This window comes from Croceicoccus estronivorus, from assembly GCF_001625325.1.
In the GTDB taxonomy this organism is placed as follows: domain Bacteria; phylum Pseudomonadota; class Alphaproteobacteria; order Sphingomonadales; family Sphingomonadaceae; genus Caenibius; species Caenibius estronivorus.
The window spans coordinates 60,034-85,254 of sequence record NZ_JRQQ01000002.1; the positions used below are offsets into that span (position 1 = coordinate 60,034).

Consider the following 25,221-nt stretch of genomic DNA (forward strand, 5'->3'; position numbering starts at 1 on the left):
CCCGAGATGAACCGAAGCCCTCTTTGACCGGCGATATAGGTGCGGTTTTTACTTGCACAAGGGATGATGGGGGCTAGTTTCCCTAATCGGGAAGCAGGAGGCACAAAAGCATGAAATCAACCATCTTCGCATCCGTTGCGCTGGCTCTGGCCGGTGTTTCGCTAACCGCTTGCGGGCAGGAGCAGGCCCCACCGGCTGCAACAGAGGGAAAGCCAGGCGTTGAAATTACGAATGGGCGGCTTGTCTTGCCCGCAGTAGCCGACAATCCCGGGGTGCTGTACTTCGACATTAGTTACAACGGCGACGATTACGCCGTTTTGCGCAAGGTTGAAGTCGCTTCCGCCAAGGAAGCCACGATGCACGAAACCATCACCACCAATGGGGTGACGCAGATGGGCCCGATACCGCCGCTGAATCTCGTCAAGGGTGAGGAAGTCAAGTTCGAGCCGGGCGGTAAACACGTGATGGTCATGGGGCTGGATCCTGCACTAAAGGCGGGAGACAAGACGGAAGTCACGTTGACATTCACTGGCGGGGACAAGCTCAGCTTCGATGCGACAGTTGAAGCGCCCGGGGGTGGCAACTGAGCAATGCCGCGCTGAAAAACGCACCGTTTGAAACCAAGTCGGCTTTCGCCTGCCGCGCCGGTGGTGAGAGATCACTGACCGCAGGTGAGGTCGATCTGGTTCAAAGCGTTTTTGGATCCGCTCTAGATTGCTCTTCAGTCCGCATAAGGCGGAGGAAATGGTTTCCGTTTCAACCCAGAAACAGGATGATGGCACCGTTAGGGCACATCCATTTCCATCCTGATGATGCGTTTTATTGTGACGATTTCTCGACTGCGTCGCTCCATCGGCAGGGGCACTTTATCCATGAAATGACGCATGTCTGGCAGGCGCAGCGTCATGGCAAGTTGCATCTGCTTATCCGAGGCGTATTGTCGCGCCGCTATTCCTATAGCTTGCGGCCTGGATGGCCCTTGGAACGCTATGGAATTGAACAACAGGCAGAAATTGTTCGTCACGCCTTCCTGTTGCGCAACGGCGCTAAATTGCCGGGTGTGGCGGACGCAACGCCATTCGATCTGTTGGTAAACTTCCCCGGTGGAGCCAAGCCGGGCTGAACCCGGCTTGGTGCCCACCCATGCCTAGCGGCGATAACGGTCACAATCCACGCGGTATTCGTCGCCATAGCGATCGCGGCGATAGCATTTGCCATCCTTCTTGATCAGCGCGCCGCCAACAGCACCGGCTGCTGCACCGATTGCGGCACCTTCGCCGATATCGCCACCGGTCGCAGCACCGACACCAGCGCCCACAGCAGCACCGGCCAAGGCACCTTCACCTGCATAGTTTGTGGAACAGGCCCCGAGTGAAACGAGGCTGACAGCCATGGCGGGGATGATCCACTTGCGCATGATAAAAATCTCCGTTGCGTTGATTACTACAAAGCTAACGGCTCAGGCGGCTGTACGTTCCTGTATTGGCCCACATTTGGTCGTTTCTGCGAGCCATTCCGGCCCGAAGAAACGGGAATTTACTCGGCCTTTTTCGCCACGGCGACCATTGCGGGCCGCAACAGCCGGTCCTTGATCATGTACCCGGCCTGCAATTCCTGCACCACTGTGCCCGGTTCAGCATCTGTCGATGGGACTTCCATCATGGCCTGATGCTGGTTCGGATCAAGTGGCAAGCCCATTGCTGCAATTCGGCTGATCCCATGGGTGCCGAAAACCTTGTCGATTTCGCGCGCTGTGGCTTCAATGCCAGCGACCAGGCTCTTGAGCCGTTCATCTTCCCGTAATTCAAGGGGCACCGCGTCCAGCGCGCGAGCCAGGTTATCTGCCACACTCAGGATATCTCGGGCGAATCCCGTCGCCGCGTAAGCCCGCGCATCGGAGATATCCTTTTCCAGCCTACGCCGGACGTTCTGGGTTTCGGCACGTGCATAAAGCACGTCCTGCTGCGCAACTTCGAGCTGCTCTTGCAGTTTGTTAAGCTCATCAAGAGCGCTTTCCCCGCTCTCGTCATTACTGTCGAGCATGTCTTCGGGCACGCCTTTCAGTTCGGCTGCCACAGCGGGATCGGTCTGCGCCTCATCCTTCGGCGCTTGTGTCTTGTCGTCAGTCATTGTCTCTATCTATCTGTTCTAGCCGATCAATTTGCCCAAACTCTGAGCCGTGAAATCCACCATGGGGACGACCCGTGCATAATTCAACCGCGTTGGGCCGATAACTCCAACCACGCCAACGACCCTGCCCTCGCGATCCCTGTAAGGAGACGCAATCACCGAGGAACCCGAAAGCGCGAACAACCGGTTTTCCGAGCCGATGAATATGCGGGTAGATTCCGCTTCTCGTGCTGTTTCCAGCAATTCCGCGATGGATTGCTTGTTTTCGAGGTCGTCGAGCAACTGGCGGATGCGCTCTATATCAAGCAAAGTATTTTCGTCGAGCAGGTTTGCCTGCCCTCGCACGATCAAAACCGGGCGCCGTGTGGCGTCCTCGCTCCAGACAGCAAGGCCGCGTTCGACGAGATCCCGGCTGGCCGCGTCAAGCGCGGATTGACCAGAGGCAATTTGCTGTCCCATGACACGCGCCGCTTCTGCCAGGGTTCGTCCGCCAAGATGAGCGGTAATATAATTCGTTGCCTGCTCCAACGTCGAAATCGGCAGGCCAGGAGGCAAATCGAGCAAGCGGTTTTCAATATTCCCATCTTCCCCCACCAATACGGCCAGTGCCTTGCCAGGAGCGAGTGGTACAAGGTTCATCTGGGACAACCGAGGTTCCCGGCTTGGAACCATCACGACTCCCGCTGCGGCGGAGAGGTCGGAAAGCAGGGAACTGGTCGCCTCCAGCGCATGCTCGATCGGACCAGGTTGGGATAGCCGCCTTTCAATAGCCGCTCGTTCCTCGGCTGTAGGTTCTGCAACCTGCATCATGCCATCGACAAACAGCCGCAATCCGATCTCGGTCGGCATCCGGCCGGCGCTGGTATGCGGGGCGGCCAGAAGGCCAAGGCTTTCCAGTTCCGCCAACACCGAACGGATCGAGGCCGGCGAGAGGTTTACCTGCCCTGCGCCGGCCAGCGTGCGGGATCCGACCGGCTGACCGCTCGAAAGATATTCTTCGACAACCAGGCGGAAAATGTCGCGTGCACGGTTGGTCAATTCGGTAACGGGTGGTGTCGGCATGCTCCCAATTTAGTCACTGCCCTTGCTCTCACAAGCGGTAAGCGCCTAACGATCCCCACGATTCACATTAATAAGGATTCTCCATGCGACCTTCCGGCCGTGCGCCCGACGAAATGCGCGCTATCGACATCCAGACAGGCTTCACCAAGCACGCGGAGGGATCCTGCCTGATTTCCTTCGGGGATACCCGTGTATTGGTGACTGCCAGCGTGGAAGAACGCGTGCCGCCTTTCCTTCGCGGAAAGGGCGAAGGATGGGTTACGGCTGAGTATTCCATGCTTCCGCGTGCGACCCACACTCGCGGCAGTCGTGAGGCGGCCAGAGGCAAGCAGACCGGACGGACACAGGAAATTCAACGCCTGATCGGCCGATCCCTGCGCGCAGTCACGGACATGAAGAAGTTGGGCGAGCGGCAGATCACACTCGATTGCGATGTTATTCAGGCCGATGGAGGGACCCGTACCGCGGCTATTTCCGGCGCCTGGATTGCCCTGCGCCTTGCGGTCAACAAGCTGATGGCAAATGGTGCGATTTCCGAAGACCCGCTGACGGCCAAAGTGGCAGCGATCAGTTGCGGCATTTATCAAGGCACGCCAGTGCTCGATCTCGACTACGTGGAAGACAGCTCGGCGGACGCCGATGCCAACTTCGTATTGATAGAAGGCGGCAACATTGCCGAAGCGCAAGCGACGGCCGAAGGCGCACCCTATGACGAAGAAGGGTTGCTGCGCCTGCTGCGTCTTGCCCGGATGGGATGCGATCGCATTTTCGCTGCTCAGGACGCTGCAGTGAAATGACGCGCAAGCTCGGTTCCGGCAAGCTGGTCATAGCAACGCATAACGCGGGTAAGCTTAAGGAAATTTCGGCTCTGCTCGCCCCTTATGGGATGGAATGTATTTCCGCAGGCGCGCTGGGGCTGCCGGAACCGGCTGAAACGGGCACGACATTCATTGAAAATGCGCTGATCAAGGCGCATGCGGCGGCAAAAGCGTCGCAATTGCCTGCGCTTGCCGATGACAGCGGGCTCTCGGTTGCAGGGCTCGGCGGCAAACCTGGTGTGTACACGGCAGACTGGGCGGAACGGCAATGGTTCGAAGGCGAACCTGGGCGTGATTGGTATATGGCCATGGGGAAAGTCGAGGGCATGTTGCAGGCCTTTGGCCCGCAAGCCGATCGCAATTGCTGGTTTTCATGTGTCCTTGCGATTGCGTGGCCGGACGGAACAAGCGCCGTTTATGAAGGCCGTGTCGATGGCCACTACATATGGCCTCCCCGGGGCGAAAGGGGCTTCGGCTACGATCCTGTATTCGTCCCGAAAGGTCAGAAGCGATCGTTTGCCGAGATTGACCCCGAGGAAAAGCACCGGATCAGCCATCGCGCAGATGCCTTCGCCAAGCTGGTCGCGGAGCAATTCAGCGGTTAACATAGGCCGTGGCTCGCGCGCTTTACATACATTGGCCTTTCTGCCTGAAAAAATGCCCATACTGCGATTTCAACTCGCATGTTCGGGCTACTGTGGAAGTCGACCGCTGGAAGGCGGCGTTGCTCGCCGATATGCGGCATGAAGCGACCCTGGCGGGCGGAGAAGCACTTGGCAGCATATTTTTCGGCGGTGGCACACCATCGCTTATGCCTCCTGATTTGGTCGATGCCCTGCTGGGCGAGGCGGAGCGGTTGTGGGGCTTCGCACCCGGAGTCGAAATTACACTGGAAGCCAATCCTTCATCCGTGGAGACGGCAAATTTCCGGATTCTGAAGAATGCTGGAATCAACCGTGTTTCGATAGGCATACAATCCCTGGATAACGAGGCATTGGGATTTCTGGGGCGCCTGCACAATGTGAAAGAGGCGCTCACGGCGCTGGAGACGGCGCAGAGCATATTCGAAAGGGTCGGCTTTGACCTCATTTATGCCCGCCCAGGGCAGTCTCTGGACCAATGGCGCGCCGAGTTGCTGCGTGCCCTTTCATTCGGGACCGGTCACCTTTCGCTTTATCAGCTGACCATAGAGGATGGCACTCGCTTTGCGACTGACGTTCGCCAAGGGAAGTTTGTTCCGCTGGATGATGATGAAGCTGCGGATATGTTCGCGCTAACCTCTGAATTGACATCGGCTGTCGGGCTCCTTCCCTACGAGATCAGCAACCATGCATGGAAAGGCGAAGAAAGCCGTCATAATCTGACTTATTGGCGCTATCAGGATTATTGCGGAATAGGCCCCGGAGCCCATGGCCGAAGAGGACAGATCGCAACTGTCCGTCACCGCAAACCGGAAAACTGGCTGGAGGCAATTGCCAGTTATGGGCATGGCATCAGCGAAGAGCGTGCCTTGCCCACGTCAGAGCAGGCAAGTGAAGCTCTGCTGATGGGGCTCAGACTGCGCGAGGGTATCGACCTGGATATGCTTTCGCAGCGTTTTGCTATCTCGGCCGGAAAGTTGGTCGACGCTGCGCGGCTTGATTTCTACACGCAACAGGGCCTCATGTGGCAAAATGGACATCGGATAGGAGTGACCGGCGCGGGCATGCCATTGCTTGACGCTCTTTTGGGAGAGCTGGTTCCCGCCGAGTTGGTTTCGGCATGAACCGCGCGGATATTCTGGCGGCCTGGTATGATCACCTGTCGCAGGGTCGAAGACGTTCGCCGCATACCATTCGAGCTTATACAGCCACAGCGGCACGCCTTCTGGATAGTATGGGAGATACGGACTGGTCTGCCCTCGCCCGACTGGATGCCCGTGCGTTGCGAACGCAACTTGCGTCCCGTCGGGCGGAAGGGCTCGGAAATGTTTCAGCCGCACGGGAGTTGTCAGCTCTGAAAGCCCTTATCTCATTCTCTCGCGGGCAAGCTGGAATGGAAGATGTGGCACCGCCCCGTCTGAGAGGGCCCCGGCTCAAGAAAGGCCTGCCCCGGCCCATTACGCCGGACGATGCGGAAAATCTCGCGGCGACAGTATCGGACAGTGCCCCCGAAGACTGGATTGGCGCGCGTGACCGGGCGGTGCTGTTACTGATGTATGGCGCAGGGTTGCGCATTGCGGAGGCCCTTTCCCTGACAGGTTCAGACATACCTTTGGGCCAAGTTCTGACAGTAACGGGCAAGGGCAACAAACAGCGTGTAGTGCCTGTCCTGCCAATTGTACGGGATGCGGTGGAAGAGTATCTGGACCGCTCCCCATGGCCTCTTCAGCGGGATGCCCCCTTGTTTCGCGGTGCCAAGGGTGGGGCTTTGTCACAAGGGATGGTGCAAAAGGCCGTAGCACGTGCACGGGTTGCGTTAGGTCTTCCAGCTACGGCGACACCTCACGCATTACGGCATAGTTTTGCCACACATTTACTGGGCGCCGGTGCAGATCTGCGATCACTGCAGGAGTTACTCGGGCATGCAAGCCTGGGCTCGACGCAGATTTACACCAAGGTCGATGCGGCAAAGCTGCTGGAAACCTATCGGAACGCTCACCCGAGGGAGCGGGAGACATGAGTGTGATCGTTTACTTGGGCGTCGACAATCAAACAACTTTGAGGCCTAGTTCGCCCAACAGCTCGCTTGCCTGTGAGGGCGAAATCGTCGCTCCCCTGAAAGGCCTGGCATCAATCAGACGCAGGCCTCCCAGATCGGCCCCGCGCAAATCGGCGCCGTCGAACCGCGCACCCTCCAGATTGGCATCGCGCAGACTGCATTCATCGAAAATTGCTTTGCGAAAATCGCATTTCCGCATTTCGGCATGACTGAAATCGATTTTCGTGAGTTGCTGCTTATGGAATGAAAATGCTGGCAATCTGGCACTGATGAGAAGCGTTTCAGCAAAGCGAACATCAATAGCGCGGGCCTCAGACAAATCTGCGCCGGTTAGTTTGCAATTCTCGAACGACGCGGCATGCAAGATGGCCATCCTGAAATCGCTATTGTTGAGATCGGAGGAAAAGAACCTTGCGTCGCTGAGATCCGCACTTGAAAAATTTGCCTGCGATGCTCGACAGGATTGCCAAGCGGTCCCATCCAGCTTGGCTGACGTCAGATCGGCATTGCGCAAATCGCACCGTTCAAACAACCAGCCATCCAAAGTGAGCTCGGAAAGGTCGGCTTCCTCCAGATCGCAGTCGATCAACTGCACGGGCTGCCCCTCTTCGCCCATGCGCTGGATGGCGGCTCGATCCAGCGAACGCTCACGAACCGCGCGGTCGGAAATCGGGCTATTCACGGCTGCTACTCATTGGTTGGGCGTTGATCACTTGCCCAATCGCCTCTCAATCGCATCCCAGATCATACCGCTCGTATCGGTGCCGTTAAACCGGTCGATTGCGACGATTCCGGTAGGGCTGGTGACATTGATCTCGGTCAGCCATTTGCCACCGATCACGTCGATGCCAACGAAGATAAGCCCCAGACGCTTGAGCTCAGGGCCCAGCGCCGCGCATATTTCCCGCTCTTTGTCCGTCAGGCTGGTGGCTTCAGCCGAGCCGCCCACTGCGAGGTTGCTGCGAAATTCACCTTCGCCAGGTATCCTGTTGATCGCACCTGCCACTTCACCATCGACCAGGACGATCCGCTTATCCCCCTCCGACACTTCGGGCAGGAAAGGCTGCAACATGTGCGGTTCAGGCCATGTCTGATTGAACACCTCGAACAAGGCGGACAGATTATCGCCACCTTCGGGCACACGAAAAATGGCCTTGCCGCCATTACCGTGGATCGGCTTCATCACCACAGCCCCGTGGCGTGTCATAAACTGCCGGGCTTCTTCGACACTTCTGGTTACCAAGGTCGGAGGCATGAACCGCCGAAAATCCAGTACGAAGACTTTTTCCGGCGCGTTTCTCACGCTGACCGGATTGTTTACCACCAAGGTTTCACTCTCGATCCGCTCAAGCATATGCGTTGCGGTGATATAGCCCATATCGAAAGGTGGGTCCTGACGCATCAGAACGACATCCACGTCCTTGCCCAGATCAAGCCGACGAGATTCACCCACCTCGAAATGATCGCCCGCGAGAGGACGAACAATTACCGGACGTGCGTGTGTGTGCAGTCGATTATCTTCATCCAGAGTCAGTGCAGTGACGTCATAATGATAAAGCTCATATCCTCGCTTCTGCCCGGCAAGCATCAGGGCGAACGAAGAATCGCCTGCGATATTGATCGATTCTAGCGGGTCCATTTGAACCGCGACACGCAAAGTCATGAAATTCCCCTGAGCCTGTTTTATGGCTGGTATGCGTTGACGATGTGCCGTGGGAAACGTCCGGGCGCAAGCAGCAGCACATCTATCCGCATATCATCGCCTGTCCTGGCGTAACGATGGGCTTCCGCCTCCGCCGCAGCCGCTACGCGTCGAAGGCGGTAGGCATCAATGGCCTGATCGAGGTTTTTCGCGCGATTTCGCCATTTGACCTCGACGAAAGCCACTGTTCTCCGTCGCCGAGCTATGAGGTCGATTTCGCCACGCGAATTTTTCACCCGGCGAGCCAGAATGTGCCATCCTTTCAGCCGGAGAAACCAGGCGGCAAGATTTTCCGCCCTCCTCCCCTGTCTTTCCCGCTTCGCGCGGCTCACCCTGTTTGGTGCTCCTGGGATTTTAGCTCCAGCGCACGAGCATAGAGCATCTTGCGGTCCATTCCTGTCGCGCGGGCCACCTGTGCGGCGGCTTGAGATGGTTTCTCATGCAACATCGCCGCAAATAGCAAGGCGTCCAGATCTGTTTCTGTATTTTCCCTTTCAGCTGGCGGGCCAACCAGCAGAACGATCTCACCTCTGGGGGGATGAGCCGTGTAATGGTCGATCAGCTGCTGTGGAGGCCCTCTCCTGCATTCCTCATGCAATTTCGTAAGTTCGCGGGCAACAGCGACATCGCGTCCCGGCAAACCGAGTTCGATGGCGGCGAGAGTCTTCACGAGCCGAGGCGCGCTCTCATAAAAGATCAAAGTGGCACGTACCTGCGCCAGTTCGGCCAATGCGTCCGCACGCGCCTTTTCCTTGGGCGGGAGGAAGCCCGCGAAGAGGAAGCGGTCGTTTGGAAGCCCGGACAATGTGAGAGCGACGATTGCAGCGCTTGGGCCCGGCAAGCTCGTAATGGCAATTCCCGCTTCTCTCGCTGCCTGGACCAGACGATATCCCGGATCTGAAATAAGCGGTGTTCCAGCATCCGAGACTAGCGCAATCGCCTTTTCTCTCATGGACGCAAGCAAACGCTGTCGGTCTACCTCACTGCTGTAATCGTCATATCGCCAGAGCGGTTTATGTAACGACAGATGCCGGAGAAGCTTCGCGGTCACCCGCGTATCCTCGCAGGCGATTGCATCGCAGCGTGCCAATATGTCGGCTGCCCGCAATGTTATGTCCCCGAGATTGCCAATCGGGGTCGCCACTATATAGAGGCCCGGAGCTAATGGTTCGTCAGTCACGATGAGCCTCTTGGACCAGACTGGCATGGAGCGGCAAGTGATCAAGGGTATAAGGTTCGATCGACGGGGCTTCGCGCTGGCGCTGACGACTGTGCTGCTGGCAGGTTGTGCCATCGTTCCCAAAGGAACCGGTACGGTCGGGCCGGCGCAAGAGCCTGATGCAACCGTACTCCCTGATGATGACGGTCGCCATAGGATTGCCTTGCTGGTTCCCCTGTCCGGTTCAAATGGAGAAGTTGGGCAGTCCATTGCAAATGCCACGACAATGGCTTTGCTGGATACCAATGCCAGCAATCTGCGGATTACAACCTATGACACGGCAACAGGTGCCGAAAGCGCGGCTGCCAAAGCCATGACGGATGGAAACCGCCTTATCCTGGGCCCGCTGTTGGGTGAAAACACGCGTGATGTCGTCAAGGTCGCCCGCCGCAAACGGGTGCCGCTGATCAGCTTTTCCAATGATATCACGACCGCCGCACGCGATGTTTTCCTGATGGGCCATATTCCGTCTCAATCGATCGGGCGTACGGTCGATTATGCCTTTTCCCATGGGTCACGGCGGTTTTCTGCACTCATTCCCAATGGGGAATATGGCCGTCAGGCCGAACTGGCTCTCTCAAGCGCAGTGCTGCGCGAAGGTGCCGCACTGATGGCGGTCGAGAAATATGATCGTGGAAGCACGGCTGTGATCGAAGCGGCGAAGCGCCTTGAAGCAAAGGGGCCGTTCGACTCTGTGCTGATTGCGGATGGCGCGAGACTTTCCGCGCTTGCCGCCAATCAATTCACGAAGAAGCCCCAGATACTCGGCACCGAATTGTGGAGCGGCGAATCCAGTGTCACTGCCAACGCATCCCTGCGGGGGGCATTATTCTCCGCTGTTTCGGACGGACGGTACAAACAGTTTGCGAGCAGCTACAAGGCTCGTTTCGGGAATCAGCCCTATCGTATTTCGACGCTCGGCTACGATGCTGTCCTGTTGACGCTCAAAATCGCTCGTGACTGGAAGCCTGGCACCTCGTTTCCGACAGCCAAGTTGCTTGATAAAGGTGGTTTTCTAGGTGTCGATGGACCGTTCCGTTTTCTTTCAAACGGTGTGGGTGAACGCGCCATGGAAGTCCGGAAGGTCGGTAATGGGGCTGTCAGCGTGGTGTCCCCTGCCCCCGCTCGTTTCGACGACTGACGATAACCTTCAGTTGATGCTTGAACGCCCATGAATCCACGGGTTATGGCGTTGGCATGAGCGACGACCTCTTCGATAAGTTACCCACTGGCGGTGGCGACTATGATGCTTCCGCGATCGAGGTCCTGGAAGGTCTGGAGCCAGTTCGGCGGCGCCCCGGCATGTACATCGGGGGCACGGACGACCGTGCACTTCATCATCTCGCGGCCGAAGTAATCGACAATGCGATGGATGAGGCGGTCGCTGGTCATGCGACACGGATCGAGGTTACTCTTGATGAAGAAAACCGTCTGTCGGTCACCGACAACGGCAGAGGTATCCCGGTTGATGAACATCCAAAGTTTCCGGGTAAATCGACTTTGGAAGTCATCATGGGCACGCTCCATTCGGGCGGCAAGTTTTCAGGCAAGGCCTATGCGACATCCGGCGGCCTGCACGGCGTTGGGGTCAGCGTCGTCAATGCCTTGTCCGAACATACTCGTGTCGAGGTTGCCAGGGATAAACAGCTTTACGCTCAGGAATTTGCGCGCGGGGTAACTCTCGGGCCGTTTCAGAAGCTCGGCACGACGCCCAATCGGCGGGGCACGACCGTAATATTCACGCCGGATCCGGAGATATTCGGTGATCGGCAATTCAAACCGGCCCGCCTGTTCCGCTTGGCGCGTTCAAAGGCATACCTGTTCGCGGGAGTGGAAATTCGCTGGAAATGTGCGGAAAGCCTGACCTCTCCCGAGGTTCCTGCTGAGGCCGTATTTCAGTTTCCGGGTGGTCTGGCCGACCATTTGGCCGAGCAAATCAGCGGCCGGGAATGCGTAACGAGTCAGCCTTTTTCTGGCAGGCAGGATTTTACTGATGAACAGGGACGCGTGGAGTGGGCCATCGCTTGGCCGCTCTGGTCGGATGGCTCCACCAGTTGGTACTGCAACACCGTGCCGACACCGGACGGAGGCACGCACGAACAGGGGCTACGCGCCGCACTGACCAAAGGTCTGCGGGCGTTCGGGGATCTTGTCGGGCAAAAGAAAGCCAAGGACATTTCCGCCGACGATGTCATGGCCGGTGCGGAAGTCATGCTGTCCGTATTCATTCGCGAACCGCAATTCCAGAGCCAGACGAAAGATCGGCTGACGTCACCCGAAGCTGCTCGCTTGGTAGAAAATGCGGTGCGGGACCACTTCGATCATTTCCTTGCCGACAACATGGAACGTGGCAAGGCTCTGCTCGGGCAGGTCATGGAAAGGATGGACGAACGCCTGCGCCGCAAGGCCGAACGGGAGATCAAGCGCAAGACGGCGACCAATGCCAAGAAGCTGCGTTTGCCAGGCAAGCTGACCGACTGTTCCGGCGAAGACGGCGGCGAAACGGAATTGTTCATCGTCGAAGGAGATTCTGCAGGTGGAAGTGCCAAGCAGGCACGAAATCGCAAAACCCAGGCGATCCTTCCCATTCGGGGCAAGATTCTCAACGTGGCAAGCGCAAGTGCGGACAAGATCCGCAACAATCAGGAGATTGCGGATCTCGCGCTCGCCATGGGATGCGGCATGCGCAAGGATTGCGATCCGGAGAGCCTGCGGTACGACCGGATCATCATCATGACGGATGCCGATGTCGATGGCGCTCATATTGCCACCTTGCTGATGACCTTCTTCTTTCAGGAAATGCCTGAAATCGTCAGGCGGGGGCATCTCTTCCTCGCTCAGCCACCGCTATACAGGCTCACAGCGGGGAAAGAGAGTGCTTACGCCCGGGATGACGCTCATCGGGTGGAATTGGAAAAAACCGTCTTCAAGGGCAAGAAAGTCGATGTCGGGCGTTTCAAGGGCCTTGGCGAGATGAATCCGCAGCAACTCCGTGAAACGACAATGAGCCCGGACACCCGGAGCCTGATCCGCATCACATTACCGCCTGAATTCGAACAGCGAGCAGCGATAAAGGAGCTGGTCGATCAGTTGATGGGCCGCAATCCGGAACATCGCTTCAACTTCATCCAGAACCGTGCAGGTGAACTGGATCGCGACCTGATCGACGCCTGAAAACAGGTGGTTCGGTGTGGGGGCGGCAGAGGTGCTATTGCGCCTCTGCCTGTTCATCTTTGCGTGTCTTCCACAGAGACCAGACAACTCCACCAAGTATGAGTGCGAATGTCACACCCAGGCTGAAGGCCGGTGGAACTTTGCCGGTTTCAGTCAGAAAATCGCCGATGAATATCTTGGCTCCAATGAATACCAGGACCAAAGCCAACGCATATTTCAGATAGTGGAAGCGGTGCACCATGGCAGCCAGCGCAAAGTAGAGCGCGCGCAATCCAAGGATTGCCATGATGTTTGACGTATAAACGATGAAGGTGTCCGTGGTGATGGCAAAGATCGCGGGCACTGAATCGACCGCGAACACGATATCCGCGATGTTTATGATGACGAGGGCAAGCAGAAGGGGCGTTGCGGCCCACACGATTTTTCCACTCGCTGCATCACGTTCCCGCACCAGGAAACTCGGGCCATGCAATTTTTGCGTAATTCGCATGTGTCGGGACAGCCAACGCACCAGAACATTGTTTCCTATGTCTGGTTCGTGATCGGCAGCCCATAGCATGCGGATGCCCGTCACGATCAGGAAAGCGGCAAAGATGTATAGCGTCCAGTAGAACTCCTGGACCAGCGCGGCCCCGGCAGCGATCATGCCCCCGCGCAACACGATGACGGCCAGTATCCCCCACAGCAGGGCACGGTACTGATAGCGCCGCGGGATCGCGAAGAAGCCGAATATCAGGGAAATGATAAAGACGTTGTCGATCGAAAGCGCCTTCTCGATGAAATAGCCGGTGAAGTATTTCATCCCCAGATCCGGCCCTCTCTCGATCCAGACCCACAAACCGAAAACCATCGCAACGGCGATATAAAACGCCGACAGGATCAGGGATTCACGTACGCCCATCTCGCGATCTTCCTTATGAAGAACGCCAAGGTCGAAAGCCGTCAGTGCGATGACGATCATCCCAAAGGACAACCAGAACCAGGCCGGTGTCCCCAGCCAGTCGGCAGATAGAAATTCCATTTAACGGATCTCGCAAGAAGGAAAGCTGAGAACTGAGGCTCCCGCAGAAAAGATCGGCCTCGATATGCCTGCAGTTTAGCGGCTTGGGCTATCGCAATGTCTTAATCCGCGATGATCCCGGGTCAGACGCCGCAAGCGATTCTCGACAGTGAGCTTGAGAGCCTTCAATCGCATGATCTTTAATCTGTCCGAAAAACTGCGGGGTCGGATACGACGCAGCATTTCATCCAGCTTCTGGCGCCGCTCCATAAGGCGGAATATGGAATTGGACATCGGCAACACTCCCTATCGAAACGATGTTGACGTTCGATCGGATGTGCCGAGCCTAAGCCTTGAGGGGATGAGGTGGGCAAAACCCGGACCCAGGCATCGGCAACATCCGATGCGGTCCGACATCACGCGACACATTGCCCTAAGGGGCCAAAGTGCCGCGCCAGAGGGGCCCGGTCCGCTGTTGGAATATGACTTGGCCCGAGAGAGGTTTCAAGAGTGCCTGGCGCAATTATTTTGATCTTGGGAGGTAAACATGCGCAACCTTGCCCTTTGCATTGGTCCAACCTAGGCAAGACACACTCTTCCATTCGGACAGGATATCCGCATGACGCAACGCTTTGAAGGCACACAGAACTACATCGCGACCGATGATCTCAAAGTTGCAGTGAATGCCGCAGTAACTCTACGCCGCCCCCTGCTCGTGAAAGGGGAACCTGGTACCGGCAAGACCGTGCTGGCGCAGGAAATCGCGAAAGCGATCAGCGCGCCATTGATCGAGTGGAATGTCAAATCCACGACGAAGGCTCAGCAAGGGTTGTATGAATATGACGCGGTTGCCCGCCTGCGCGACGGTCAGTTGGGTGATGAGCGGGTCCATGACATCCGCAATTACATCAAGAAGGGTAAACTGTGGGAGGCGTTCACTGCCCCTCAGCTTCCAGTTCTGCTGATCGACGAGATCGACAAGGCCGATATCGAATTTCCCAACGACCTTTTGCAGGAACTCGATCGCATGAGTTTCGATGTATATGAAACTCAGGAACGGATCGAAGCAAAAGAACGCCCGATTGTCGTCATCACATCGAACAATGAGAAGGAATTGCCGGATGCGTTCCTTCGTCGTTGTTTCTTCCACTATATCAAGTTTCCCGATCCGGACACTATGCGCGACATTGTGGAGGTCCATTTTCCCGGCATTCAGAAGCAGCTCGTTACCAAGGCAATGGAAATGTTCTACGAACTGCGCGAAGTTCCCGGCCTCAAGAAGAAGCCGAGCACTTCGGAACTGCTGGACTGGCTCAAGCTGCTGATGGTCGAGGACATGCCGCTGGACATTCTTCAGAACCGTGATCCGACCAAGGCCATCCCGCCATTACATGGTGCATTGCTGAAGAACGAACAGGATGTGATGATGTTCGAACGGCTAGCGTTCATGGCCCGTGGGAAACGCTGACCATGACAGCACCCTATTCCGGTCGATGCGCCTGTGGGCAGATCACTCTCACAATAGCAGGCGAAACACTCGGCACTCGCCAATGCTGGTGTCGCCAGTGCCAGAAAATTGCCGCTGGAGGACCGACACACAACGCCGTTTTTCGCAGCGAGGACGTGGAAGTCCAAGGCGTTCTGGCCACGGCGGCATGGACTGCAGCCAGTGGGAATACGCTCACATTTTCGTTTTGCCCATCTTGCGGCACGCAAGTGTATGGGCAAAGCTCGGCGAGAATGCATCTTAAAACCGTCCGGTTCGGGGTGATCGACGAACCACACGGCCTTAAGCCTCAAATGGTAATCTGGACTGCGGATGCGCCTGAGTGGGCTGTGATTGATCCTGCGCTGGAGCGGTTTGAAGGCCAGCCGCCAAACCCGGCTCCAGCACCGAAGGATTGATCGCGTGTTCCTGAATTTTCTGGACGAATTGCGCGCGGCGGGAATCCCGGCCAGCCTCAAAGAACACCTGCTTCTGTTGGAAGCTCTGGATCGCGAAGTCATCGAGCAGACACCAGAGGCGTTCTATTACCTGTCGCGCGCGACCTATGTGAAGGACGAAGGACTGCTGGATCGTTTCGATCAGGTGTTCCAAAAAGTCTTTAAAGGCGTGCTGACGGACTACGGGCAGCAGCCTGTCGATATTCCTGAAGACTGGCTCAAGGCGCTTGCGGAAAAGTTCCTGAGTCCTGAAGAAATGGAAAAGATCGAATCCCTGGGTAGCTGGGATGAGATCATGGAAACGCTCAAGAAGCGGCTTGAGGAGCAACAGGGTCGACACCAGGGCGGCAACAAGTGGATCGGTACCGGGGGCACCTCTCCATTCGGAAACGGGGGATACAACCCTGAAGGTGTGAGGATCGGCGGGGAAAGCAGACACAAACGCGCCATCAAGGTTTGGGAAAAGCGGGAATTTGCCAATCTCGACAACACTCGAGAACTGGGGACGCGCAATATCAAGGTTGCGCTACGCCGGCTGCGGCGGTTCGCTCGGGAAGGTGCGGCAGAAGAACTGGACCTTGACGCCACCATTCGTGGCACAGCACGGCAGGGCTTCCTTGACATTCGCATGCGCCCGGAGCGGCATAACGCGGTCAAGGTCCTGCTGTTTCTTGATGTCGGCGGCTCGATGGATCCGTATATCCGCATGGTCGAAGAGTTGTTCAGTGCAGCAACCACCGAATTCAAAAACCTTGAGTTCTTCTACTTTCACAATTGCCTCTATGAAGGCGTGTGGAAAGACAACCATCGCCGCTGGCAAGACCGAACTCCCACATGGGATGTCCTGCATAAATACGGCCACGATTATAAGGTGCTTTTCGTAGGCGATGCGGCGATGAGCCCATACGAAATCACGCATCCGGGCGGCTCGGTCGAATATATGAACGAGGAACCGGGTGCAGTCTGGCTCGAGCGTGTGCTGCACACCTATCCCGCAACTGTATGGCTCAACCCGGTCAAGCAGGATATCTGGAGCTATAGTCAGTCGACAACGATGATCCGGCAGTTATTCGGGGAAAGGATGTACCCCCTCACTCTCGGCGGTCTTGACGATGCGATGCGCGAACTCACGCGCAAAAAGCACTAATCAATCCTCAAGGATAAAGCAGGAAATGCCGGGATTCGTCTTCCCAGCGTTGTTCATCGGCACCTGCCAGCCTGTCGAGATCTCCGGGTGTGGTCTCGGTATCGTCTACCCATTCGCGCAAGCCTGGGCCGCCATTGATTACATCGATGGCGAGCCTGTCAAACTCATATTCATAAGGGAAATCACGCCAGAGCTTGTAATCGGGATATAGATTGCGAATGCCCTTGAACGCCAAGGCTTGCAGGCGCCATGGCTGAAACGCCTGATGCTCATAAAATCGGCCCTCGGCATGGATCATCAGGGCATTGCAGAGCCGCCCTTGATGTTTATGGAATGTCGGTTCGAACCAGCAAGGCCTGATTGCGCAACCGGTCAGCCAATCTGGTGCCAAACGCTCCATTTCACGCAGCACAGCAGTGGCGTCGATATCCGGAGCTCCAAATAGCACTTCCAGCGGACGGGTTGTCCCTCTCCCCTCGCTTAAAGTCGTGCCTTCCAGCATGACCGTACCGGCGTAGGATCGCGCCATGTTGAGATTGGCGGCGTTGGGACTTGGGTTGATCCAGATGCGGCTGTCCGGCCATCCAAAACCGGGCGCTGTATCAGGATGCCAGCCTTCCATACCAATCACCCGATAATCGACGTCCAGCTTGAAATGCCGAATGAACCAGTGCCCCATTTCGCCCATCGTCAGTCCGTGGCGCATCGTCATCGGCCCTGCCCCAACGAAACTTTCCTGTCCGGCGAGCAACAACGTCCCTTCAACGGGACGTCCTGCCGGATTGGGGCGATCGAGTACCCACACGGCTTTACCCCGATCCGCTGCGGCTTCCAGCAGATAGAGCAGCGTAGTTACGAACGTATATATCCGGCATCCCAGATCCTGCAGATCGAACAGGAACACATCTGCCGTGTCCATCATCGCAGCGGTCGGTCGCCGTACCTGGCCATAAAGGCTGAATACCGGAATCCCATAGGCTGGATCCAGCTCATCTGCCGTTTCGACCATATTATCCTGCTTGTCGCCCTTGAGGCCATGCTGCGGCCCCAACGCCGCTGTCAGCGTCACATCCGGACAGGCTGCGAGAGCGTCGAGAGAATGAACGAGGTCTGCCGTAACCGATGCGGGATGTGCGATCAGTGCGACCCGCTTACCGGCCAGGGGCTTGCGCAGCTCAGGATTGGCGAGAAGACAGTCTATGCCGAATTTCATACGGGTTGCGGTGCCGGAAGCTCGGCAATGAAGCAAGCGGGATCATGAAAGTCTGGCTGGCCCGGTGGATGGGCCAAAGCCCAGAAGCTCTTTATGCCGTCCTGCTCTTCTATCACGGCGCTCAGTCCGGCTTGAGTTCCACCACATTCCATGGGCAGTCTCGGTATTTTTGCGGTCAAGACAAAGATGCGTTCTCCCGTCTGGTGATCGATTTGGGGAGAATCGGATAGGTCGAGATTGCTTGTGCCGGATCGATAACCGTCGAAACGATAGGCAGCCCAACGCTGGGATGGCGAAAAGTTGAATTCACAATAGGCGTCACCCTGGCCGCGCACGAACAGTTCGAAGCAGGTGGTTTTCCAAAGATCATCGGCTCTGCCTGAGCCAGAGTATGGAGGTAGAACGAGACGCATGCATCCTGCGACCCGCCACCTCAGAAGCAATCCTCCCTTTGCATCTGAAGAAATACTGACGTTGACGCTTTCAACCGCGGCCGGTGGCGTGTCCGGATGGCAGATCAGCCTATGCGTTCCCAAGCGCGTTTCTCCGTGCTAGGCGCGCGCCGAAATGACACGCGCCATGACTTATCAATCGACTTTGCTCCGCTTGCTGGACGAGCGCGGCTACATTCATCAGCTTACCGATGCCGAGGGGCTCGATACACTTGCTCAGGAGCAGGTCATCCCCGGCTATATCGGTTTCGATGCGACCGCACCATCTCTGCACATCGGCAGTCTTGTGCAAATCATGATGCTGCGGCGTTTACAGCAAGCCGGGCACAAGCCGATTGTCCTGATGGGCGGTGGGACCACGCGGATCGGAGATCCGACCGGTCGCGATGAAAGTCGCAAAATGTTGAGTGACGAGACGATCGAGGACAACATTGCCTCCATCCGCAAGATCTTCTCGCGCCTGCTGACCTTTGGCGATGGCCCCACGGACGCGGTGATGGTCAACAACCACGACTGGTTGGGGCAGTTGGGCTACATCGAATTGCTGCAGGAAGTGGGGACGCATTTCACCGTAAATCGGATGCTGACATTCGACTCGGTTAAATTGCGGCTCGATCGTGAACAGCCCATGACCTTCCTCGAATTCAACTACATGATCTTGCAAGGCTATGATTTCCGCCATCTAGCCAAGGACATGGGCGTGCGCTTGCAGATGGGCGGATCCGATCAGTGGGGCAATATCATCAACGGGATCGAATTGACCCGGCGGATGGATGGACAAGAAGTGTTTGGTCTGACCACGCCTCTACTGACCACCGCCGATGGCGCGAAGATGGGAAAGACGGCGGCCGGTGCTGTCTGGCTGAATGAGGATGCACTGCCAGCTTATGATTTCTGGCAATACTGGCGCAATTGCGATGATCGCGACGTGGGCCGGTTCCTCCGTCTCTTCACTGACCTGCCGCTCGATGAAATCACCCGGCTCGAACAGTTGGAAGGCAGCGAAATCAACGCCGCCAAGGTAGTGCTCGCAAACGAGGTGACGGCGCTTTGTCGTGGTGAGGACGCCGCGAAAGCTTCCGAAGCTACGGCAGCTGCGACTTTCGCTGGCGGCGGAGTGGGCTCTGCACTCCCGGAACTCTCGCTTCCTAAAGAAGGCATCGGTTTGATTGACGCGCTTGTCGGCATTGGTTTTGCAGCCAGCCGGGGGGAGGCCAAACGCCTGATCGCAGGCGGTGGAGCCAAACTGGATGGCGAATCTGTCAAGGATGAAGGCTACGTTATTGCCGGCGGTGCCGAGGTGCGGATCTCCGCCGGAAAAAAGAAACACGGCGTGTTACGGCCTGCCTGAGTAAATGCCGTAGAGGGCATTTACCAATTCGCAGCCAATTGCCGCCATATGGGCTTCCACACTACAGGAATGGAGGCATTGGCGAACGTGACTGGAGGAGCTCAACTTTCCGTCCCGGAACTGCGCCGCGCGGCGCGCCATCCGGTGGATTTTCCCGTGATTGCGGAACACCGCGACCATGGGGATATACCGATGCACGTCGCCAATATCTCGGCGCAGGGATTCATGATCGATAATGCGGGCGATCTCGCTCGCGGTGATCGCGTCTTGCTTCGGCTGCCCCTGATAGGCCGCATTGAGGCTTACTGCATCTGGATACGCGAAACCCGGGCCGGATTTCAGTTTGAGCGCCTTATCCGCCTCGACGATTTCATGAAGATGATCGACGATATCCAGCCCAACCCCAAGTTGCGCCGCTCCCGCTAAGGCCCGCACTTGCGTGCTCAATAAGTTCATTGGGTGTTGGCCCAACGTAGCTCTTGGCACAAGTTTGATAGTGTAGCGCCGTGGGCGCTTGGCAAGAGCTTCCGCACCTGCCATGGCCATGCTGTGAACGAGCCCAATTCGCCGCTGCAAATCCGCGATTACCGATTTTTCTGGTTTGCGCGTTTCTTCGCGGTTTTTTCAACGCTCTCAATGGTAGTCCTGATAGGTTACCAGACGTATGACGTGGCTCGTAGCGACTATGGGATGGACAGCCCTGAGGCTGCCTTCCAGTTGGGCCTTCTGGGGCTCGCTCAATTCGTTCCCCTATTTCTGCTGACACCCGTTGCAGGTTATGCTGCAGACAGGTTCGAACGGCGGAAAGTCGTAGTATTCGCCAATTTGCTGGACAGTTGCAGTGCAATTGCCCTTGGGGTGCTGACCTGGCTGGATGCGCTCAACCTACCTATCTTGTTCAGTATCGCTGCGGCTCATGGTGCAGCGCGCATTTTTACAGGGCCGGCGATGAGTGCGATCGGCCCCAACATCGTTCCACCGCGCCTCCTGCCTAAAGCCATCGCTCTGAGTTCAATCGCCTGGCAGGCTGCCACGGTCATTGGTCCCGCAATCGGTGGCTTGTTGTTCGCGTTGCATGAGCCCCTGCCCTACTTCGTTTCATTCGTAATGCTGATTGGTTCGGCAACGCTGACTCTTGCAATCAGACCTGTTTATCCGCCCGACGAAGGCCGTGAGGTTCACCCAGTCAGGCGGATGGTCGATGGTTTGCAGTTCACCTGGAAAGAACGCTTTCTGCTGGGTTGCATTACTCTCGATCTCTTCGCGGTCTTGCTGGGTGGAGCAACGGCGATGCTCCCCGTCTTTGCCCGCGACATCTTGCAGGTCGGTTCGGAAGGGCTTGGTATCATGCGGGGGGCACCTGCGCTTGGCGCGGCATTGGTAGCCCTATGGCTCTCTTTCCGGCCAGTTGAGCACAATGTCGGACCAAAGATGTTATGGGCGGTCGTCATCTTCGGAGGCGCAACCGTCGGCTTTGGCTTGTCGACCGATTTGTGGCTTTCACTTTTCATGCTCTTCATCCTCGGAGCAGCCGATATGGTATCGGTGTTCATACGCGGCACACTCATCCAGTTGAACACGCCCGATTCGATGCGTGGACGCGTATCTTCCATCTCCGGCCTAGCTATTTCCGCATCCAACGAACTTGGGGAAATGCAGTCAGGCGTCACGGCGGCGTTCCTCGGGGCCGTCGGCGCGGTTGTTTTTGGCGGGGCAGGTGCGATAATCGTAACGGCAATATGGGCTTGGTTGTTTCCTGAGCTTCTTCGGGCCAAGACATTTGAACCGCAATATCGCGAACCAGAGAGAGGACGTGCGACATGAAAGCCGACAATATTCTCGCCACGATTGGCCGGACACCGCATATCCGTCTGTCCCGTTTGTTCCCCGATCATGAAGTCTGGGTGAAATCCGAACGCTCCAACCCGGGCGGTTCGATCAAGGATCGTATCGGCCTGGCTATGGTTGAAGCGGCCGAAGCCGATGGCAGCCTCAAGCCGGGCGGAACCATTATTGAGCCAACCTCCGGCAACACCGGGATCGGTCTGGCGATGGTGGCAGCGGTGAAAGGCTACAAGCTGGTTCTGGTAATGCCTGAAAGCATGTCAATTGAGCGGCGGCGGCTGATGCTGGCATATGGTGCCACATTCGACCTGACGCCAAAGGAAAAAGGCATGAAGGGAGCGCTGGAACGCGCGCAGGAACTGGTTACGACAACCCCTGGGGCATGGATGCCGCAGCAGTTCGAAAATCCGGCCAATGTTTCAGTTCATGCACGGACCACCGCCCAAGAGATTCTGGCTGATTTCTCGGATAGTCCGATAGACGTCGTGATCAGTGGCGTCGGAACGGGCGGCCACCTTACCGGCTGCGCCGAAGTGCTCAAGAAATCATGGGGTTCGCTGAAAGCTTTCGCCGTCGAACCAGCGCTGTCTCCGGTCATTTCAGGCGGGCAGCCCGGCCCCCATCCGATCCAGGGCATCGGTGCGGGATTCATTCCGGGGAATCTGCATACACAGTCCATTGATGGTGCAATTCAGGTCGATGCAGAGGATGCGAAGGAAATGGCTCGGCGTTCCGCCCGGGAAGAAGGCATTCTGGTCGGAATCAGTTCGGGCGCGACATTGGCTGCAATCGCCAAGAAACTGCCCGACTTGGCATCTGGTTCGCGCGTGCTGGGTTTCAATTACGATACTGGCGAACGGTATCTCTCCGTCCCGGATTTCCTCCCGGAATGAACGGGTTGCAAACGCATACCTATCGTGACGGCACAACAGCGCTGACCGGGTGGGTTGCCAGACCGGACGGCCAGCCCCGTGGCGCGATAGTGGTATATCCGACGATCGCAAACATTGGCGAATGCGTAGCTGGAAGAGCGGCTTTGCTAGCGCAGGCGGGTTTCTTGGTTCTGGTCGCAGACTTCTATGGAGCGGCACCCGAAGATTCTCTCGATATCCATGAGCAAGCTCGCGAATTACGCGCGGATACAGCAATATATCGCCGCCGCCTGGTTGCTGCGATCGAGGCTACGCAGGCGCTCCCGGAGGCAGACGGACTGCCAGTCGGCGCAATTGGCTTCTGTATGGGAGGACAGGCAGTTCTTGAGATCGCGCGTGAGGGTGTGAACCTGGCTGCCGTTATCAGCTTGCACGGCGTGCTCGACAGTACCTCACCTGCCAAACAAGGCGACACCATTCATCCGCGGATACTTATTTGCCACGGTGACAAGGATCCTCTGGTCCCACGGGAACAGGTATTCGGGTTCATGCAGGAAATGGATGCTGTAGATGCGGATTGGCATCTCCACATCTACAGCAAGGCAAAGCATGGCTTTACCGATCCGGCGAGCGATCTGCGTCAACTTGATGCAGTGGCTTATGATGCAAGCGCTGATCGCCAGAGCTGGGCCGCTACGCTCAATTTCCTGGACGAAATCTTTCCGCTCGAAAAAGCGGTCTAGCTCCGTTCGAACTGTTCGGGTTGCAGGGCCATCATGGCTTCGCAACCGGTTTCGATTTCGCGCCGCAGGGCACCTGCCTCTGGGGTCATACGCTCGGCAAAATAGCGAGCCGTGGTCAACTTGGCTTCATAAAAGGCGCTGTCCTCACGGCCTTCTGCGAGCTTGCGGGCAGCTACTCTGGCCATGCGCAGCCACATCAACCCAACCGAAACGATACCCATGATGTGAAGATATGGGTGGGCCCCTGCCCCCATGTTGTCGGGGTTGGTCATGGCATTCTGCAGAAACCACATCGTGGCGGCTTTCTGTTCGCCAGCTGCCTTGGCGAGACGCATCGCGATATCGCCCACTTGCGGATCATCCTTCGCTGCGGCAACCTCATCGTCCACAAGCTTGAAGAATGCTTGCACGGCACGCCCGCCATGCAGGGCCAGTTTCCGCCCGCACAGATCCATGGCCTGTATGCCATTGGTACCCTCGTAAATCATCGGAATACGGGCATCGCGAACGAACTGTTCCATACCCCATTCCTTGATATACCCATGGCCACCGAAGACCTGCTGCATATTGACGGTAATCTCGAAAGCCTTGTCCGTGGTGTACCCCTTCACAACCGGGGTCAGCAAACCCACCAGATCATCAGCGACCTGTCGCTCTTCATCGGTTTTTGCGCTGTGCGCCAGATCAACCAGCAATCCGCTCCACAAAGCCAGAGCGCGCAAGCCTTCCGTCAACGCCTTCGCATCCATCAACATACGGCGCACATCTGGATGGACGATAATCGGGTCGGCGGGCTCGGCAGGTTCCTTGGGACCGGTCAAAGCCCTGCCTTGGCGTCTTTCACGCGCATAAGTAACGGCATTCTGGTAGGCCACTTCGGCCACTCCGAGGCCCTGAATGCCAACACCGAGACGCGCGGCGTTCATCATCACGAACATCGCCGCGAGGCCACGGTTCTCCTCGCCCACGATCCAGCCCTTTGCTTCGTCGTAGTTCATCACACAGGTCGCACTGCCATGCAGACCCATTTTTTCTTCCAGTGCGCCGCAGGACACTCCGTTGGGTTCACCCAGCGACCCATCCGGATTTACCTGGACTTTCGGCACAACAAACAGGGAAATGCCTTTGGTGCCTTCAGGGGCGCCAGGCGTCTTTGCCAACACGAGATGCACGATATTGTCCGTAAGATCGTGTTCGCCGGACGAAATGAATATCTTCGTTCCCGTGATGGCGTAGGAACCATCAGACTGCGGCTCAGCCTTGGTGCGGATCAATCCAAGATCGGTACCGCAATGCGGTTCCGTCAAATTCATTGTCCCGAGCCATTCGCCTGAAACCAGCTTCGGCAAATAGGTCTGCTTTTGCTCTTCGGATCCGGCGGCATACAATGCAGAAACCGCACCGGCGGCGAGCAGCGGGAAAAGACCGAAACCAATATTGGCCGAGTCTATGAACTCTTCCATTACGAAGCCAAAGGTATGGGGCAATCCTTGACCGCCATATTCAGCCGGCATTGAGATCGCTCCCCAACCCGCTTCGCGGAACTGGGAATAAGCTTCCTTGAAGCCTGAGGGGGTAGTAACCGTCCCGTCTGGGTGGCGAGTGCACCCTTCACGGTCGCTGATCTGGTTCAAAGGAGCCAATACCTCGCTGGTGAACTTGCCAGCTTCCTCGACCAACGTGTTCACGAGATCCGGCGTCACCATCTCGAAGCCAGGCAAATCGGCATACGATGACAACTCAAGCAACTCGTTAATAACGAAACGTGTATCCCGCACCGGGGCCTGATAGCTCGGCATGGCTCTCCTTCCTTGCTGGCCTTCTTATAAGGACCTTAATCCGATCCACT

27 protein-coding genes are annotated in these 25,221 nt (G+C 57.0%); 15 read left to right on the forward strand and 12 right to left on the reverse strand.

Annotation, left to right across the window (positions count from 1 at the left end; all coding sequences use genetic code 11):
• Positions 1-110: 110 nt before the first annotated feature.
• On the forward strand, positions 111-587 hold the full coding sequence (locus MB02_RS03395) for a copper chaperone PCu(A)C (RefSeq protein ID WP_067532564.1): 477 nt from the start codon (positions 111-113) through the stop codon (positions 585-587).
• 197 nt (positions 588-784) lie between these two features.
• On the opposite strand, the gene MB02_RS18100 is transcribed toward MB02_RS03395, so the two are convergent.
• The 4 genes from MB02_RS18100 to hrcA form a co-directional block, all read right to left on the reverse strand.
• A complete protein-coding gene (locus MB02_RS18100; protein ID WP_156495402.1) occupies positions 785-1,141 on the reverse strand; it encodes a hypothetical protein in 357 nt (118 codons plus the stop codon).
• A gap of 6 nt (positions 1,142-1,147) precedes the next feature.
• A complete protein-coding gene (locus MB02_RS03405; RefSeq protein WP_067532571.1) occupies positions 1,148-1,417 on the reverse strand; it encodes a YMGG-like glycine zipper-containing protein in 270 nt (89 codons plus the stop codon).
• Between the two features lie 119 nt (positions 1,418-1,536).
• On the reverse strand, positions 1,537-2,130 hold the full coding sequence (gene grpE / locus MB02_RS03410; protein ID WP_067532574.1) for a nucleotide exchange factor GrpE: 594 nt from the start codon (positions 2,128-2,130) through the stop codon (positions 1,537-1,539).
• Positions 2,131-2,148: 18 nt separating this feature from the next.
• Positions 2,149-3,192 (reverse strand): heat-inducible transcriptional repressor HrcA, encoded by a 1,044-nt coding sequence (hrcA, locus tag MB02_RS03415; protein WP_067532577.1) that lies wholly within the window; start codon positions 3,190-3,192, stop codon positions 2,149-2,151.
• Positions 3,193-3,275: 83 nt separating this feature from the next.
• Here hrcA and rph point away from each other — a divergent pair, with 83 nt between their 5' ends.
• From rph to MB02_RS03435, 4 genes are read left to right on the forward strand one after another with little or no spacing between them, the layout of a single operon-like run.
• Positions 3,276-3,989 carry a ribonuclease PH gene (rph, locus tag MB02_RS03420; protein ID WP_067532580.1) on the forward strand — a complete coding sequence of 238 codons (714 nt, stop codon included), beginning with the start codon at positions 3,276-3,278 and terminating at the stop codon, positions 3,987-3,989.
• Positions 3,986-4,615 (forward strand): RdgB/HAM1 family non-canonical purine NTP pyrophosphatase, encoded by a 630-nt coding sequence (gene rdgB / locus MB02_RS03425; RefSeq protein WP_067532583.1) that lies wholly within the window; start codon positions 3,986-3,988, stop codon positions 4,613-4,615. Before rph ends, rdgB begins: the two co-directional genes overlap by 4 nt.
• An 8-nt stretch (positions 4,616-4,623) precedes the next feature.
• On the forward strand, positions 4,624-5,775 hold the full coding sequence (gene hemW, locus MB02_RS03430) for a radical SAM family heme chaperone HemW (protein WP_067532586.1): 1,152 nt from the start codon (positions 4,624-4,626) through the stop codon (positions 5,773-5,775).
• Positions 5,772-6,671, forward strand: coding sequence for a tyrosine recombinase XerC (locus MB02_RS03435; protein ID WP_067532589.1), 900 nt, complete (start codon positions 5,772-5,774; stop codon positions 6,669-6,671). Before hemW ends, MB02_RS03435 begins: the two co-directional genes overlap by 4 nt.
• A 28-nt stretch (positions 6,672-6,699) precedes the next feature.
• Here MB02_RS03435 and MB02_RS03440 read toward each other — a convergent pair whose 3' ends face one another.
• The 4 genes from MB02_RS03440 to rsmI all read right to left on the reverse strand — a co-directional run bounded on the left by MB02_RS03440 (position 6,700) and on the right by rsmI (position 9,592).
• Entirely contained in the window at positions 6,700-7,326 is a 627-nt protein-coding gene (locus MB02_RS03440; RefSeq protein ID WP_082825997.1) for a pentapeptide repeat-containing protein, read from the reverse strand.
• A gap of 93 nt (positions 7,327-7,419) precedes the next feature.
• Positions 7,420-8,373: a glutathione synthase gene (gene gshB, locus MB02_RS03445; protein ID WP_067532595.1), complete on the reverse strand. Its 954-nt coding sequence runs from the start codon at positions 8,371-8,373 to the stop codon at positions 7,420-7,422.
• Between the two features lie 20 nt (positions 8,374-8,393).
• Positions 8,394-8,744: a YraN family protein gene (locus MB02_RS03450; RefSeq protein ID WP_067532598.1), complete on the reverse strand. Its 351-nt coding sequence runs from the start codon at positions 8,742-8,744 to the stop codon at positions 8,394-8,396.
• Positions 8,741-9,592: a 16S rRNA (cytidine(1402)-2'-O)-methyltransferase gene (gene rsmI / locus MB02_RS03455; protein WP_235829413.1), complete on the reverse strand. Its 852-nt coding sequence runs from the start codon at positions 9,590-9,592 to the stop codon at positions 8,741-8,743. The genes MB02_RS03450 and rsmI overlap by 4 nt, the downstream gene beginning before the upstream one ends.
• Before the next feature lies 1 nt (position 9,593).
• On the opposite strand from rsmI, the gene MB02_RS03460 reads away from it, so the two are divergent.
• Both MB02_RS03460 and parE read left to right on the forward strand, forming a co-directional pair.
• Complete coding sequence (locus MB02_RS03460; RefSeq protein WP_235829414.1) at positions 9,594-10,772, forward strand: penicillin-binding protein activator; 1,179 nt, start codon at positions 9,594-9,596, stop codon at positions 10,770-10,772.
• A 56-nt stretch (positions 10,773-10,828) separates the two neighbouring features.
• Positions 10,829-12,805: a DNA topoisomerase IV subunit B gene (parE, locus tag MB02_RS03465; protein WP_067534050.1), complete on the forward strand. Its 1,977-nt coding sequence runs from the start codon at positions 10,829-10,831 to the stop codon at positions 12,803-12,805.
• 34 nt (positions 12,806-12,839) lie between these two features.
• Here the strand turns inward: parE and MB02_RS03470 are convergent, their stop codons facing one another.
• Positions 12,840-13,826, reverse strand: coding sequence for a TerC family protein (locus MB02_RS03470; RefSeq protein WP_067532606.1), 987 nt, complete (start codon positions 13,824-13,826; stop codon positions 12,840-12,842).
• A 598-nt stretch (positions 13,827-14,424) separates the two neighbouring features.
• Here MB02_RS03470 and MB02_RS03480 point away from each other — a divergent pair.
• The 3 genes from MB02_RS03480 to MB02_RS03490 are packed head-to-tail and all read left to right on the forward strand — an operon-like array spanning position 14,425 to position 16,896.
• On the forward strand, positions 14,425-15,273 hold the full coding sequence (locus MB02_RS03480; protein WP_067532612.1) for an AAA family ATPase: 849 nt from the start codon (positions 14,425-14,427) through the stop codon (positions 15,271-15,273).
• A gap of 2 nt (positions 15,274-15,275) precedes the next feature.
• Positions 15,276-15,710 carry a GFA family protein gene (locus MB02_RS03485; RefSeq protein WP_067532615.1) on the forward strand — a complete coding sequence of 145 codons (435 nt, stop codon included), beginning with the start codon at positions 15,276-15,278 and terminating at the stop codon, positions 15,708-15,710.
• Between the two features lie 4 nt (positions 15,711-15,714).
• Positions 15,715-16,896 carry a vWA domain-containing protein gene (locus tag MB02_RS03490; RefSeq protein ID WP_067532618.1) on the forward strand — a complete coding sequence of 394 codons (1,182 nt, stop codon included), beginning with the start codon at positions 15,715-15,717 and terminating at the stop codon, positions 16,894-16,896.
• 7 nt (positions 16,897-16,903) lie between these two features.
• Here the strand turns inward: MB02_RS03490 and MB02_RS03495 are convergent, their stop codons facing one another.
• Both MB02_RS03495 and MB02_RS03500 read right to left on the reverse strand, forming a co-directional pair.
• Positions 16,904-18,109, reverse strand: a complete 1,206-nt coding sequence (locus tag MB02_RS03495; protein WP_067532621.1) for an exo-beta-N-acetylmuramidase NamZ family protein — start codon at positions 18,107-18,109, stop codon at positions 16,904-16,906.
• Complete coding sequence (locus MB02_RS03500; protein WP_067532625.1) at positions 18,106-18,645, reverse strand: DOMON-like domain-containing protein; 540 nt, start codon at positions 18,643-18,645, stop codon at positions 18,106-18,108. The genes MB02_RS03495 and MB02_RS03500 overlap by 4 nt, the downstream gene beginning before the upstream one ends.
• 31 nt (positions 18,646-18,676) lie before the next feature.
• Between MB02_RS03500 and tyrS the strand changes: the two genes are divergently transcribed.
• From tyrS to MB02_RS03525, 5 genes are all read left to right on the forward strand, one after another.
• Positions 18,677-19,912 carry a tyrosine--tRNA ligase gene (gene tyrS / locus MB02_RS03505; RefSeq protein ID WP_407919324.1) on the forward strand — a complete coding sequence of 412 codons (1,236 nt, stop codon included), beginning with the start codon at positions 18,677-18,679 and terminating at the stop codon, positions 19,910-19,912.
• Positions 19,913-19,999: 87 nt separating this feature from the next.
• Positions 20,000-20,338, forward strand: a complete 339-nt coding sequence (locus MB02_RS03510) for a PilZ domain-containing protein (RefSeq protein ID WP_170304618.1) — start codon at positions 20,000-20,002, stop codon at positions 20,336-20,338.
• Between the two features lie 123 nt (positions 20,339-20,461).
• Complete coding sequence (locus MB02_RS03515) at positions 20,462-21,736, forward strand: MFS transporter (RefSeq protein ID WP_067532630.1); 1,275 nt, start codon at positions 20,462-20,464, stop codon at positions 21,734-21,736.
• Positions 21,733-22,650: a cysteine synthase A gene (cysK, locus tag MB02_RS03520; RefSeq protein ID WP_067532633.1), complete on the forward strand. Its 918-nt coding sequence runs from the start codon at positions 21,733-21,735 to the stop codon at positions 22,648-22,650. The genes MB02_RS03515 and cysK overlap by 4 nt, the downstream gene beginning before the upstream one ends.
• Positions 22,647-23,372: a dienelactone hydrolase family protein gene (locus tag MB02_RS03525; RefSeq protein WP_067532636.1), complete on the forward strand. Its 726-nt coding sequence runs from the start codon at positions 22,647-22,649 to the stop codon at positions 23,370-23,372. Before cysK ends, MB02_RS03525 begins: the two co-directional genes overlap by 4 nt.
• Here MB02_RS03525 and MB02_RS03530 read toward each other — a convergent pair.
• On the reverse strand, positions 23,369-25,171 hold the full coding sequence (locus tag MB02_RS03530; RefSeq protein ID WP_067532639.1) for an acyl-CoA dehydrogenase C-terminal domain-containing protein: 1,803 nt from the start codon (positions 25,169-25,171) through the stop codon (positions 23,369-23,371). The genes MB02_RS03525 and MB02_RS03530 overlap by 4 nt on opposite strands.
• Positions 25,172-25,221 lie beyond the last annotated feature (50 nt).

What these genes read in the sequence shown, in the direction of transcription:
- MB02_RS03395 (WP_067532564.1), top strand. Translation starts at nt 111, where the DNA reads ATGAAATCAACCATCTTCGCATCCGTTGCGCTGGCTCTGGCCGGTGTT.
- MB02_RS03405 (WP_067532571.1), bottom strand. Translation starts at nt 1,417, where the DNA reads ATGCGCAAGTGGATCATCCCCGCCATGGCTGTCAGCCTCGTTTCACTC.
- grpE (WP_067532574.1), bottom strand. Translation starts at nt 2,130, where the DNA reads ATGACTGACGACAAGACACAAGCGCCGAAGGATGAGGCGCAGACCGAT.
- hrcA (WP_067532577.1), bottom strand. Translation starts at nt 3,192, where the DNA reads ATGCCGACACCACCCGTTACCGAATTGACCAACCGTGCACGCGACATT.
- rph (WP_067532580.1), top strand. Translation starts at nt 3,276, where the DNA reads ATGCGACCTTCCGGCCGTGCGCCCGACGAAATGCGCGCTATCGACATC.
- rdgB (WP_067532583.1), top strand. Translation starts at nt 3,986, where the DNA reads ATGACGCGCAAGCTCGGTTCCGGCAAGCTGGTCATAGCAACGCATAAC.
- MB02_RS03435 (WP_067532589.1), top strand. Translation starts at nt 5,772, where the DNA reads ATGAACCGCGCGGATATTCTGGCGGCCTGGTATGATCACCTGTCGCAG.
- MB02_RS03440 (WP_082825997.1), bottom strand. Translation starts at nt 7,326, where the DNA reads ATGGGCGAAGAGGGGCAGCCCGTGCAGTTGATCGACTGCGATCTGGAG.
- gshB (WP_067532595.1), bottom strand. Translation starts at nt 8,373, where the DNA reads ATGACTTTGCGTGTCGCGGTTCAAATGGACCCGCTAGAATCGATCAAT.
- MB02_RS03460 (WP_235829414.1), top strand. Translation starts at nt 9,594, where the DNA reads ATGAGCCTCTTGGACCAGACTGGCATGGAGCGGCAAGTGATCAAGGGT.
- parE (WP_067534050.1), top strand. Translation starts at nt 10,829, where the DNA reads ATGAGCGACGACCTCTTCGATAAGTTACCCACTGGCGGTGGCGACTAT.
- MB02_RS03470 (WP_067532606.1), bottom strand. Translation starts at nt 13,826, where the DNA reads ATGGAATTTCTATCTGCCGACTGGCTGGGGACACCGGCCTGGTTCTGG.
- MB02_RS03480 (WP_067532612.1), top strand. Translation starts at nt 14,425, where the DNA reads ATGACGCAACGCTTTGAAGGCACACAGAACTACATCGCGACCGATGAT.
- MB02_RS03485 (WP_067532615.1), top strand. Translation starts at nt 15,276, where the DNA reads ATGACAGCACCCTATTCCGGTCGATGCGCCTGTGGGCAGATCACTCTC.
- MB02_RS03495 (WP_067532621.1), bottom strand. Translation starts at nt 18,109, where the DNA reads ATGAAATTCGGCATAGACTGTCTTCTCGCCAATCCTGAGCTGCGCAAG.
- tyrS (WP_407919324.1), top strand. Translation starts at nt 18,677, where the DNA reads ATGACACGCGCCATGACTTATCAATCGACTTTGCTCCGCTTGCTGGAC.
- cysK (WP_067532633.1), top strand. Translation starts at nt 21,733, where the DNA reads ATGAAAGCCGACAATATTCTCGCCACGATTGGCCGGACACCGCATATC.
- MB02_RS03525 (WP_067532636.1), top strand. Translation starts at nt 22,647, where the DNA reads ATGAACGGGTTGCAAACGCATACCTATCGTGACGGCACAACAGCGCTG.
- MB02_RS03530 (WP_067532639.1), bottom strand. Translation starts at nt 25,171, where the DNA reads ATGCCGAGCTATCAGGCCCCGGTGCGGGATACACGTTTCGTTATTAAC.